The organism is Paenibacillus sp. ACRRX (assembly GCF_022346885.1).
GTDB lineage: Bacteria > Bacillota > Bacilli > Paenibacillales > Paenibacillaceae > Paenibacillus_B.
Genome location: NZ_JAKRNK010000006.1, coordinates 216,905 through 229,527, shown reverse-complemented (window position 1 = coordinate 229,527; position 12,623 = coordinate 216,905). Strand labels below are relative to the sequence as shown.

Genomic DNA, 12,623 nt, shown 5'->3' with positions numbered 1-12,623 from the left:
CAGACACAACATGGATGGAGGCGCTGCAACATGAAGCTAGTAACCTTTAAAACCAAGACATCTCAGGAACATTTGTTTGGGCTTGTGATAAACGATAACTTTGTCGTTTCATTTGCCGCAATCTTGAAAAAGCAGGGAAGATTCGTTGACAGTCTTGAAAGTATGGACAGCTATCTTCATTATTTGCCGGCAAGTTATGATGCCGCTAAGGAATTAATGCAATATGCTGTCGAACAGACGCATCAATTCAATGAAAATGAAATCTGCCCGATTGCAGAGGTAAAGCTGCTCTCGCCGGTTCCGAATCCGGCTGCGCTTATCGATTTCGGGTTGACGCCAAGACATCTTAGAAATGCTGGCGTAAATCTGCTGCAAAGAGAATACACAGGGCCGGAAAGAGAAGAGCTTAAACAAAAAATTGCTGAAAAATTTCAGAAAGATCCGGATAAAGTAACTTTCAGTTATTACAAGTGTAACCATAATGCATTAATTGGCGATGGGGATACGATTCATTGGCCATCGTACTCTTCTTACCTGGATATTGAGCCAGAGCTGGCCATGGTTACAGGGAAGGGGAACTGCATTGCAGGTTATGTTATTTTTAACGACAGTACTATTCGCGATGTGCAGTGGCCGGATTTTCTGGCGATGACCGGACCGACGCGCTGCAAAGATTTTGATCGCAGCAAAGGAATAGGACCATTTCTAGTTACGCCTGATGAAATCGACAACCCACTGTCACTGGAAGTGGATGTACGCATCGGGGAGAGACTGCATTGGAAAGGAAGCACATCCGAGTATTCTGCACACCCTGCAAAAGTGATGGAGGAGGTTCTCAAAGTTTTCACGCCGCTCCCAGGCACGATTATAGGAATGGGGACAATACCGGATTGCTGCGCAATCGAGACTGAACAATGGCTGTTGCCCTCTGACCGAATCCAGATTACATTCGAAAAATTAGGCACGCTCACGCAATTGGTGCCTGATCATGTCAAGATTACAGAACCAAGCCGCTGGGGAAAAAGAAATGATATTCCTTGAATATACGTTTATGAAAATGATAATCCCAACCCTGCTACATGGGCAATACTTGTAGTAGAATAGGTTTAACATCTGCAAAAGGAGAAATACAATGAATACTTCTGACAGAATCATTGAGACTGCGACACGGCTTATTAAAAAGAATGGCTATCGGGGAGTAAGCACCAAAGCCATTGCAGCGGAAGCTAAAGTCAATGAATCTACGATTTTCCGGCAATTTGGAAGCAAGCAAGGCATATTGGAAGCCATCATTGAAAGACATTCGGATATCCCGCAATTTGAGAAGCTGTTAAAAGAGGAAGCGACCGATAATCCAGAAGTCGATCTGCTGAATGTAAGCCTGCAGTACCGTTTGTTTTTCCATAAAAATGCGGACATCATTATGATTGGCATCCGCGACAAAGGAATGCTTCCCGAATTGGACAGAATGCTGGCCGATCCGCCGGCGAAGCTGCACTCCTTGCTGGTTGAATATTTTGAACGCTTGCACAAGAAAAAAGTTATAGCCAGACAGGATGAGCGTCTTGCCGCCATGTCTTTTCTCTCGATGTGCTACGGTTTTCAGATGAGCGAGCTGATTCACGGGCAATATCAGTCCCAACTCGTCACCGAGGAAGAGTTCTATAAGCATAGTGTCCCATTGTTTGTAAAAGGACTTTTGTCTCAGTCATAATGGATAAAAAAGATGACGGATGACAAGAACGTTGTGACATCACATACCACTTAAATCGCGTTTCTTTGTTTTATGTCCCCGAGTTCTTGTCATTTTCTTTTGACAAGAACTCGGGGACATTTCCGAATATATCCTCTTCTCACCTTAAAGATCACATGTTACGATGGAAGTTTTTCTGACGAGCAGTCAATGATAGACTCAAAATAATAAAAAAGAAGATGTTGACATATAAATTGGGAAAGAAGATTTTTAGAAGCGAAGGGCCATGAGTTATTTTATTTGTAAACGATACACGCTACCAAAAAGAAAGGGGACGTTGCAATGCATGTTCGGAAAAATACATTTATTTTTATTTTAGTTTTTTTTTCTTTAATGACGACATTACTTGGATGCTCTAACCATAACGCACAGTCACGTGATGAAAATAATAATGAAATTCTAGGATTAACAAATGAGATAAGAAAAATAACGTCGTCTCATTTGGCTAAAATAACAAAGGATATGACGTACAGAGAAATGATAAACACATTGGGAAACACCAAGGATATTGGATCTGGGATTAAAATATTCAGATATGAATATGAGAATGGTCAATTCCTTGATATTAACATTTTTGAGCATAATCATGATGTGAAAATTCGTGAAGACGTTTACAAACACATTCAATACTTCTTGCACAACAAGAAGCCTTAATTCATAAAAAAGGAACCCTCGAAGGCAATGTCATTAAGATAAGGCGTGGACACCATAATCAAGCATGAGAGCAGGTTATCGAGTAGATAGCCGCTCTTTTTTTGCATAAAAACCGCAAATAGGACTTGACTGGAAGTTGGAAATGTGTAGCGTAGCCCCTTGAAAAACGAGGGGGTTATGCCAATGAATGAATATGCGGTGTCACTTAAAGAAAAGCTGACATTCCTTATTAGAGAAATGTCAGCCGCACCAACACCCTATGTCCAAAAACCTGAAAAAGATTTTACCCGCAAGAAAAAGTTGCCTTTCGGGACGGTTATGCAGCTCCTCATTTCTATGGGAGGAAACTAGCAATCTACTCCTTTTCTTTAGTGTTTTCATATATCAACATAAATGCCCAAGAGAACGGCGCTATTTGTCGTTCGCTTGGGCTTTTTTGCTACGCCTAGAGGTTCTGCAACTGTGGATACCCGGGGGCATAGAAAGGAAGGGGAAGCAGAACCAAGTACATAAAAAGTAACGGCAGCCATTCAGCTGCCGTTTTCTAGTTATATGGATCAGAAAATCTTAAAAGGAGCAACTGAAATCTTATTCACATAATAGATACTTTGTAGAAAAAGAATGTACATTACATTTACATACAGAAAGCATGAAAAAGATTGATTCCTTCCTTTACGGTCTTAGCAGAGACCCAATGTTCAATTTGACAAGTGGGGGTAGTACCAGCGTAGCTGACACCACCCGCAAACATATGGATAAAAATGTAAGAACCCTCCACTTCTGTAGAGAGTTCTTTTTATGAGTGATAATTGTACCAATTGCAGCCTGTTCGTTGAACTAACGTACCCGTTAGTTCAGCGGTCAACGCTGTTTTCTAATATTTTATTTCCAAATGATTCAATTAGCCTTTTCATTTCTTCATCGAAACTAGTGTCCATATCATGTTTCTGACTTAAAGGTCTTGCCCAACTCTTTATCCAGGCCAAAGTAGTGGCGAAAGCTGTAAATCAGCGGGTTCCACGCGGTTGGATTGACATGTTGCTCACTTAGCAAAATCGCTTCATGAGCATGGACTTTTTGTACCTCTACCTCGATAATAGCAAATCCCTCTGAGTGATGGAGGTTGACGACTTTTGCCTCGATTTGCAAAGGGCACTCTTCCACTCGCTGCGGTTTCACGATATCTGAAGCAAGCGGTGTGAATCCACCAGCTGAAAATTTATCGTGTTCAAATCGGTACAGCTCCCGTTTGTAATCTGGCACTGGATTGGCCCCAGTCAACCTGGATAATTTTTCTACTTGCCCCCAGTGTGACGCATCCGGCAGGTTGACAACGCATTCTCCACAGCGGAGCAGGTTGGCGAATCCCTTCCCGCCTCCGCCAAGCCCGAGAACGATGCGATTCCCAAGAGCCCAAGCAGATGACATCGGTGTGAGGTTCGTCGTCCCATCCTCATTCAATGTTGATAGTAATACGACCGGAGTGCCAAAGTACAGTATTTTGGGCTGAATGAGCTGAATTGCTAATTTCGTTTTTTTATTCATTTAAACTCTCACCTCAACGAGTAGTATAACGGGAAAATCATTCGACTCTCACCGAATAATGAATGCAACGTTGCTGAGGTGAATTGCATGTCAAAGTTTCAGGTCAAACTCGTCAGCCAAGCCCTTCAGACCCGCGGCCGTTACGCGAACGGCACGCCCGCCGGGAATCCGCGTAATCCATTCAAGTTCAAATAATCTGTTGGTAATTGCGGTACCAAGACCACCCGCGATATGGTGTCGCCTCTCGCTCCAATCCAGACATTGCCTAGCAAAATGGCGCCTTCCTTTTTGCACGCTATCTACATCGATGCCAAAGTGCTTAAAACGGTCATATCCCTGTGTGCTAACTACAAAGTCTCGACCGGATCGTTCGATCATTCCCAACGCAAGTAGCCGATCAGTCAGCTCCACGCCCACTTCTCCCGCGATATGGTCGTAGCAAGTGCGAGCATACCGCAACACTTTTGACTGGTCGTATTCCTTGAGTGACCGAATCGGCTTTTGCGTTGCGATGACATTGAGCGCTTCGAGCGCGTATGCGACTTCGGGTCCAGCCAACCGATAATAGCGGTGTCGACCGCTCATTTCCACGACGAGCAAGCCCCCCTCGACCAATTTTGCCAGATGCGAACTTGCCGTTTGTGGCGTAATACGCGCGGCACGCGCCAGTTCGCTGGCAGGAAGAGCTTTACCTCCTAACAATTCAAGCAACATCGTGACGCGCGAAGGATCGCCGACGAGCGCTGCCACTTCTACGATATTCGGTATTGTTTCCAACTTGTCCCCTCCTGAACGTATTAACGTGTGTCAGCTGTTGAATATCTTACCACAATTATGCTTCGATGGTGGTCGAAGTCATGAAAAGCTTGGTGGAAAACGATTCCTTTTCCTGATCTTGATAAGTCGTAAATGATTTCCTTTTATTGCAACTAACCTGCCCCTTAGCTTAATCCCCATGAATAACTTAAAGTTCCGAATTTATTTTTGTATATGGAACTTCGATCTATTTAAGACTCGTATTGTCCAAAAAATACAGCTTGGATCTACTTATTTCAAGCACTACGTTCCGATACTCACTGTAATAGGAACTTTACTTTGGAGGGGATAACATGAAGCGAAATTGGGAACTGGACGAATTAATCGAGCATTATACGATCCTACCGAACGAGATGAGGTTGATCGAGAACAAGACCGGGGAAACCAGGATTGGATTTGCCGTGCTACTCAAGTTTTTTCAAAATGAAGCCCGTTTCCCAACTCATAAGTACGAAGTTTCCAAAGCGGTGATCGCGTACATTGCAAAGCAAATCTTCTCTGAGCCAGAATTATATGCTCAGTACGATTGGACTGGTCGTTCGATCACCTACCACAGAACACAGATCCGGGAGTTCTTCGGGTTCCGCGAGGATACGATAGAAGATGCTCAGGAAATGACAGAATGGCTATGTCAACATGTTCTGCATCAGGATCATGAATTTGAGCATTTAAAGGAACGCGTTTACCGTCGATTCCATGAATTAAAAATCGTACCTCCCACACCAGACCGCATTGAGCGTTTGATCCGTTCAGCCATTCACAAATATGAAGAATCCTTCTTTCAAGCGACATATCTAAAACTACCTTCCACGTCTTTAGCTCAGTTAGACTCTCTAATTGATAGCATTTCGTTTTTAGAGATTGACGAAGAAGAAGCCTCCAGTGACAACAGTATCCAAATATCATTTAATGAGTTAAAGGCAGATCCTGGTCGTGCTGGGGTGGATAGCGTTCTGAAGGAAGTTAACAAATTGCGGACTATTCGCAATTTGGAGCTTCCGGATGATTTATTTCGAGACATTCCCCACAAGGTATTGAAAAAGTACCGGCAGCGCGTTTCTACTGAGGATCTACGCGAGCTGCGCCGACATCCCGATCCGATTCGATATACGCTGTTGTCAACTTTCTTTTGGTTACGCTGCATGGAAATATCGGATAACCTGGTCGATCTGCTTATTCAAATTATTCACCGTATCGGAGTACGCGCCGAACGAAAAATCGATAAGGAAATTCTGAACGATCTACGACGAGTCAGCAATAAGTATGGCATTTTATTTAACATGGCACAGACGGCCATCGAGCATCCGGAGGGAATCATTAAAGATGTCCTGTACCCAGTTGTAAACGAACAAACACTAAAAGATTTGGTCAAAGAATTTAAACATACTGGACCGGCATACCGCGAAAAAATCCATACGGTCATTCGTGCCTCCTATGGCAGCCATTACCGCCGGATAGTTCCTGAAATTCTTAGCATTCTTGATTTTCGTTCTAATAACGACATTCATCGTCCGGTTATCCTCACGCTTGAGCTAATCAAGAAATACACTCAAACGGGAATGCACTATTTTCCCTTAACCGACGAAATTCCGATCAATGGGGTGATCCGTAATAACTACAAAGAAATTATCATCGAAAAAGATGAAAAGGGACAAGAACGAGTAAACAGGATCAACTATGAAATCAGCGCCTTACAAATGCTTCGGGATAAGTTACGATGTAAAGAAATTTGGGTATCCGGAGCGAACCGGTATCGGAATCCGGATGAGGACCTACCGGTAGACTTCGAGGAACGCCAGGAGGAAAACTACAAAGCTTTAAATCAGCCGCTGGATGCAGATTCTTTTATCACTACGCTAAAGCAGGAAATGATTCAAGGCCTTGAAAAATTAAACGAGGGAATGCCGAAGAACCCTAAAGTACGAATTACTGATAAAGGTAAAGGCTGGATCTCGCTTTCTCCATTGGAACCTCAAGAAGAGCCGGTTAATTTAATCCGGATAAAAGGTGAAATTACGCGCCGCTGGCCAATGACCAGCTTACTGGATATTTTGAAGGAAACCGATCTACGTATTTCGTTTACAGAAATGTTCAAGACGGTGGGTCATCGAGAGATATTAGACCGGGATACGCTACAAAAGCGGTTGATCTTATCTCTTTACGGTTTGGGAACGAATACCGGTTTAAAGCGTGTCAGTGCCGGTGATCATGGTGAAAGCTATAAAGACCTTCTTTATGTCCGGCGTAAATTCATTCACAAAGATAACCTTCGCAACGCGATTTCCGAAGTAGTGAACGCTATCTTCAAAGTACGGATGCAGGAAATATGGGGTGAGGGAACAACATCTTGCGCCTCCGATTCAAAGAAATTCGGGGCATGGGATCAGAACCTCATGACGGAATGACATATCCGATACCGCGGCCGCGGTGTTATGATTTATTGGCATGTAGAGAAAAATTCGACTTGCATCTACTCGCAGCTAAAATCGTGTTCTTCATCAGAAGTCGCTGCGATGATGGAAGGGTTGTTGCGCCATTGCACCGATATGGAAGTGGAAAAGAATTATGTTGATTCTCATGGACAGAGTGAGGTTGCATTTGCCTTTTGTCATTTACTTGGTTACAAACTTATGCCTCGATTAAAAGCTATTCACACACAAAAGTTATACCGCCCGGAGCCGGGAATGACTGATGCATATGCGAACCTTCAGCATGTACTCACGCGCCCGATTAATTGGGAACTGATCCGTCAGCAATATGATCAAATGGTGTCAGCTGCGCTGGTACTACCCCATGTAGGTGTATCAACAACGATTATACCGGCGACAACAAACTCACTTAATGATTTACCAAAACAGTTGTATTCTCATGGTTCCGCTGTCATAAATACACTTCAGCAGATTGCAGGCGCAGCTGGTACTGCTTTAGCAATTACACTCATGACAATAGGACAACACCGCTTTACAGTAGAGCATTCAAAAGCAAGCCCTGAAACTCTAGTTGCAGCAGGTACACAATTTACATTTGGCGCTATTGTGATTGTGGCCGTAATCGGTCTGCTATTAGCATTATTTGTTAGACGTGCAACAAATCATTCGCACTAGTTATCAATTAGAATGGCTTAAACTTGTGACGGAGTTTTTAGAAACCTTATTTTTTAGCCTAATATCTAATAATATGGTGCATATTTAATAGAAAAGCGAAACGCCAGGATCTTTGGAAAATCAATGATCCTGACGTTTTTAGTAACAAAATTAGAGATATTGTTTTTTACGAATTAGCTACGTTGGAACATCCATATGATGTTGCAACAGAAGACGTATATAGCTGACAACAGGCACACTATTTTCAAAATCCAAAAACTATTAAACAGATCAATGCAAATACTCCTAAAGGAGGAGGCACAAATGTTGGTCGACAAGAACGTTGAGACATTACATACCTCATAAATCGCGGTTTTTTGTTTTATGTCCCCAAGTTCTTGTTATCTGCTTTTGACAAGAAGATGAGGACACTACCGACAGTACGACTTGTGGCGTACCTGATGTTAAATCAATCTTCATCGGAAATATCACAATATTCGGTAGCCACGAATATGTCAAGGCAATTGATTAAAATATCAACTTAAGTGTATTTTTCAATAACCTGTTAACATCTTTGCTCTAACCTAGATCTGCGACTAACGATTCGTGTTTAGCACCGGCATGTTGGTCATGAATCTTTTGGATCGTTTACTCACTTTTTCTTCAATGTGCCCATCAGGGAAGCACGATATGTACCGGAAAAATCCGAAAATTATTTGCACTCATTTAACGGATGAAGAACACTACAATCCATCACCAAAAATTTGACATATCGTAGCTCCTCCTCTAATATATTAGGTATCTAACATATTCCAGAGGGTGAGATCATGAACTTATATGAACAAGTTAAACAAATTAATGAAGCGGACTATGCCATTAACCGCTTGATTTTTAAATATTATGAACCATATTTAGCTAGTTCTATCACCACTCAGCAAGCCGTGTTGCTGGATATTGTATACGCAGCCAACAAAATAACGGTAGGTGAGATTGCTATAGAAATGAACAATAGTTCTAGTGCAGTAAGCCAGCTTATTGCGAAGATGGAGAAGAACCAGTTTATTCATCGTACTATCAATCCTGATAATCGCCGCGAAGTTTTTATTACGCTAGGAACTAAAGGTGTGGAGTACTTTGAGAAGCAAGAATATGTCGAGCGTTCGGTGGCCGATCGTTTATTTTCTAAACTAACTGATGCTGAACGTAATGAATTAGAAAGAATTACGAATAAATTGAAAGAAATTGCTGCTGAAGAGTTCATTTGAGTTCTTCATCTCAAAAATATTAGATGACTAATATATTTAGGAGGCTTACTTATGTTCAACTCTATTTATTCTACGCTTGAAAAAATCCAGTTCAATGGTGCAGTCTATGTAGAAAAGAGCAATAACGAAATTGTAGATGTGACAATAGGCGCTGCAGATATGAAAAATTTAGTTCCGATTACGGGGGATACACTATTTAACATTGCTTCCTTAAGCAAAATGTACACAGCTGTGATGGTACTTCAATTAATAGAAAAAAAGGTGATTCATTTTAACGACAACTTAACAAAATGGTTTGACACAAGTACCTTTCAAGATGTAACGATTGAAGAGTTATTGACGCATACATCCGGAATTCCAGAATATATAGATAATTCTTCAGTTGAAAATATTGAAGATATTTTACTTAACAAGGAGCCTTACTTCCTACCAGGTAGCAGTTGGCTCTATACAAATACAAATTATGTCTTGCTAGCTAAAATTATCGAACAGGCAAGTCAACTATCTTATGAGGATTATTTACAAAGAATGATTGCCCAACCTCTTCAACTTATAAACACCACAACGAAGCCAAAATCTAAGCCAACTGCTGTCAGTAAGCTATTTGATTTTATAAATAAGAAATATATCCATGTAATAGAAGATCCCATTTTTAAAGATATCAATAAGAAGTACGATTTTTATGGTGACGGGGGCATTTATGCCACAGCTCAAGATATAGCCCGATTTGTAAAAGGGTTCCTTCAGGGTAAATTAGTATCACTTGAAATGATGAATCGCGCCCTTACTCCTTCACCGTTAAATAGCTCATATGGTTGTGGTTTTATTATTCAAGATGGTTCTATTGGTCACTCTGGTGGTTGGCCGGGCAATTCGTCGCATTGCTTATGTTCTTTGACAAGCGAAGAGGTGACAGTTCTATTAACGAATGAAGAGGTAAGCCCTTTTTACGAGCAGCAAATATTAGAATTTTTAAACCAACCCAATGATAGTAGTGAACCTGATGCTCCAAAGCAACCTAGAATCATGAAATTCAATAGCGCTGATAACATCGTAGGTCCCTATCAACTCGCAGATGAATATCAAACGTCCTTCATAATTAAAGAGGGGATAGACTCCTATATTATATCTTTCCATGACCAACATGATACCCAGTTATTTAAAGTTGAACCTAATCTGTATTGGATTCGAAACACGATGAGTTATATCCATATTTCTGAAGGAATCTTTATTGATGAAGGTGTCGAAATAGCGTTTCATAAACAATAGACATCTATGAAGGGAAATCTAATTCACCCTGACAACCATGTAAGCCCTAACTAATGCGCCATTGATCATTTAAGTTTCCTGGATCATACAGGATAAAATAAGCCAACTATAAAAGGTGAATAAGATGAATGCATCTGAGGTATTTTTATTGCCATGGATTTAGAATTTCAACTTGATAGGCAGTCTTCACTATGCTAACGGTCAGATCCTGAAGTTCTGTCGGAATTAATAAAATTTCATCAAGTATGATAACTTCCCTGACGTTAACTGTCAGGGAAGTCATATTATAATAGCTATATCAACTGTGATTGGAGTGTTATTGGATGCAAACAAAAAAAGCTTTTCTATATGTATTTAATACAATGTCGGACTGGGAATATGGATATTTAATTGCTGAACTAAACTCAGGAAGATATTTCAAAAAAGATTTAGCACCTTTAAAAGTAATTACAGTAGGAGCTAATAAAGAAATGATTACTACTATGGGAGGACTGGGCATAAAACCAGATATTTCCCTTAATGAATGTACTCTTGAGAGTAAAGATCTTTTAATTTTACCAGGAGGGACTACTTGGAGTGAAGAGATTCATCAACCTATATTGGAAATAATTGGACATGCTTTAAAGCTTGGCACTATTGTTGCTGCAATTTGTGGTGCAACTGATGCCCTCGCGAATATGGGATACTTGGATACTAGAAAGCATACAAGTAATAACTTAGAATATACTAAAATGGTATGTCCTAACTATAAAGGTGATAAGTTCTATGAGTTGGGATCTGTAGTATCTGATACGAATTTAGTTACTGCATCAGGAATAGCTCCTCTAGAATTTGCAATGGAGGTATTGAAAAAAATAGACGTATTTACACCAGATGCATTACATTCATGGTATAACCTAAATAAGACTCATAAACCTGAATACTTCTTCCAGTTAATGAATTCAATAAATAAATGAAATAACTAAAAAGCTCAATTTCTCTAGTAGGGACTGACCACCTAATATGAGACAAATCAAAAAACCTTCAAGTGAATCATTTCATGTCGTAAGATATGGAGACAACCTTGTAGGTGTTTTTGTGTTGGGAACGAGAGTGATCTATCCCATGGAAGTGAAGATACAAGCGATTCAAATGAGACTAGCAGGTATCCCAAGACGACAAGTCATGGATCAGCTAGGAATACGAAATATGACACAGTTAAAGACTTGGATGAAATGGTATGTCAATTCCATCGTATAGAGCAACCTGTTGGTAAGCAATATAGCTATGGTGGAAAAGGCCCTGAGTATACGTAAGAACTTGAAAAAGTAAAGGCAGAGAATCATTTTCTGAGACAACAATTGGATGTGCTAAATAGACGGACAACGATAATCTTCCTTTTTACTGATAATACTATTTCACAAAACCCGTATTTTGTACATATGTCTAAAGGGTTCGTTAAACCCTTACTACACTTGAGTTCTAATAAGATGTTACACATTTTTATCAGTGCATTATTTGAGAAAAAAATAAGATAAGATGTTACATATTTTCATTAGCTACCAGATAACTAGAGCTACCAGATAACTAGCTTCGCACATCGCTGCCTTCGAATTCATTCATCTAATGCTCATTATTTCCTTAATTAGCACTTATTTCAGCATAGCTTATATGCGTGATCACCAACTGATTATCCAGCCCTAAATAGCAGGTTCTTCTGCTTCTTTTAGTTTTTGCTCTAAGGTCGCTTGTGCTTCTTTTGCTATTTGTTCTGCTTCAGCGGCTGCCTCTGCTGTTTCTCTGGCAACACGCTCAGCTGCCTCAGCAACAGCTCTTGCCGCACGCTCTGCAGCTTTACGAGCTTCATCTATAGGATTTCGAACTCTGAAAGACATACGTTTCCCCTTAGTTTTGCTTACCAGTGGGAATATGTTATCCAAAGTTAATCAAGGTCATGCGTACATCGCTGATACTTGTCATTCTATGTAGCTACTTTCAACATTAGCCGGATATATCTGAGTATAAAGGTTGTCCCTACGAAAATGCTGTTGTCGAAGCCACATTCGAAGAATTAAATACAGAGCTTCTTAAACAGGAAACTTTTAATAATCTAAAAGATCTAAAACTTGAACTTGATGATTACATTAATTAGTTCGATCATCATCTTGTTCATGGAACCCCTAAGTTAGTTAATCCCTATCGGGTTCAGGAAACGAGCCCATAAAAAGTAAACTGATTTAGTGTTGACAGTCCAATCAA

General features: G+C 40.6%; 11 protein-coding genes and 2 pseudogenes. 10 read left to right on the top strand and 3 right to left on the bottom strand.

What is annotated here, in order from left to right; genetic code table 11:
• The first annotated feature begins 30 nt into the window (after nt 1–30).
• The 4 genes from MH117_RS18540 to MH117_RS18525 all read left to right on the top strand — a co-directional run bounded on the left by MH117_RS18540 (nt 31) and on the right by MH117_RS18525 (nt 2,758).
• Entirely contained in the window at nt 31–1,041 is a 1,011-nt protein-coding gene (locus MH117_RS18540) for a fumarylacetoacetate hydrolase family protein (protein ID WP_239331142.1), read from the top strand.
• A 91-nt stretch (nt 1,042–1,132) separates the two neighbouring features.
• Nucleotides 1,133–1,714: a TetR/AcrR family transcriptional regulator gene (locus MH117_RS18535; RefSeq protein WP_239331139.1), complete on the top strand. Its 582-nt coding sequence runs from the start codon at nt 1,133–1,135 to the stop codon at nt 1,712–1,714.
• A 321-nt stretch (nt 1,715–2,035) separates the two neighbouring features.
• Nucleotides 2,036–2,407: a hypothetical protein gene (locus tag MH117_RS18530; RefSeq protein ID WP_239331136.1), complete on the top strand. Its 372-nt coding sequence runs from the start codon at nt 2,036–2,038 to the stop codon at nt 2,405–2,407.
• Nucleotides 2,408–2,590: 183 nt separating this feature from the next.
• Nucleotides 2,591–2,758 carry a hypothetical protein gene (locus MH117_RS18525; protein ID WP_239331132.1) on the top strand — a complete coding sequence of 56 codons (168 nt, stop codon included), beginning with the start codon at nt 2,591–2,593 and terminating at the stop codon, nt 2,756–2,758.
• A 588-nt stretch (nt 2,759–3,346) separates the two neighbouring features.
• Here MH117_RS18525 and MH117_RS18520 read toward each other — a convergent pair.
• Both MH117_RS18520 and MH117_RS18515 read right to left on the bottom strand, forming a co-directional pair.
• Nucleotides 3,347–3,952: a flavin reductase family protein gene (locus tag MH117_RS18520; RefSeq protein WP_239331129.1), complete on the bottom strand. Its 606-nt coding sequence runs from the start codon at nt 3,950–3,952 to the stop codon at nt 3,347–3,349.
• A 90-nt stretch (nt 3,953–4,042) separates the two neighbouring features.
• Complete coding sequence (locus MH117_RS18515; RefSeq protein WP_239331127.1) at nt 4,043–4,729, bottom strand: ArsR/SmtB family transcription factor; 687 nt, start codon at nt 4,727–4,729, stop codon at nt 4,043–4,045.
• 332 nt (nt 4,730–5,061) lie between these two features.
• Here MH117_RS18515 and MH117_RS18510 point away from each other — a divergent pair.
• The 5 genes and pseudogenes from MH117_RS18510 to MH117_RS18490 all read left to right on the top strand — a co-directional run.
• Nucleotides 5,062–7,557: pseudogene (locus MH117_RS18510) on the top strand (Tn3 family transposase); the annotation flags it as partial.
• A gap of 1,121 nt (nt 7,558–8,678) precedes the next feature.
• A complete protein-coding gene (locus MH117_RS18505; RefSeq protein WP_239331124.1) occupies nt 8,679–9,116 on the top strand; it encodes a MarR family winged helix-turn-helix transcriptional regulator in 438 nt (145 codons plus the stop codon).
• Between the two features lie 51 nt (nt 9,117–9,167).
• Nucleotides 9,168–10,385, top strand: a complete 1,218-nt coding sequence (locus tag MH117_RS18500) for a serine hydrolase domain-containing protein (protein WP_239331121.1) — start codon at nt 9,168–9,170, stop codon at nt 10,383–10,385.
• A gap of 323 nt (nt 10,386–10,708) precedes the next feature.
• On the top strand, nt 10,709–11,341 hold the full coding sequence (locus MH117_RS18495; protein ID WP_239331118.1) for a type 1 glutamine amidotransferase family protein: 633 nt from the start codon (nt 10,709–10,711) through the stop codon (nt 11,339–11,341).
• Between the two features lie 124 nt (nt 11,342–11,465).
• Nucleotides 11,466–11,743, top strand: a pseudogene (locus MH117_RS18490) (IS3 family transposase); the annotation flags it as partial.
• 321 nt (nt 11,744–12,064) lie between these two features.
• Here the strand turns inward: MH117_RS18490 and MH117_RS18485 are convergent.
• Nucleotides 12,065–12,259, bottom strand: coding sequence for a hypothetical protein (locus MH117_RS18485; RefSeq protein ID WP_239331116.1), 195 nt, complete (start codon nt 12,257–12,259; stop codon nt 12,065–12,067).
• A gap of 116 nt (nt 12,260–12,375) precedes the next feature.
• On the opposite strand from MH117_RS18485, the gene MH117_RS26880 reads away from it, so the two are divergent.
• Complete coding sequence (locus MH117_RS26880) at nt 12,376–12,516, top strand: IS3 family transposase (protein WP_350338965.1); 141 nt, start codon at nt 12,376–12,378, stop codon at nt 12,514–12,516.
• Nucleotides 12,517–12,623 lie beyond the last annotated feature (107 nt).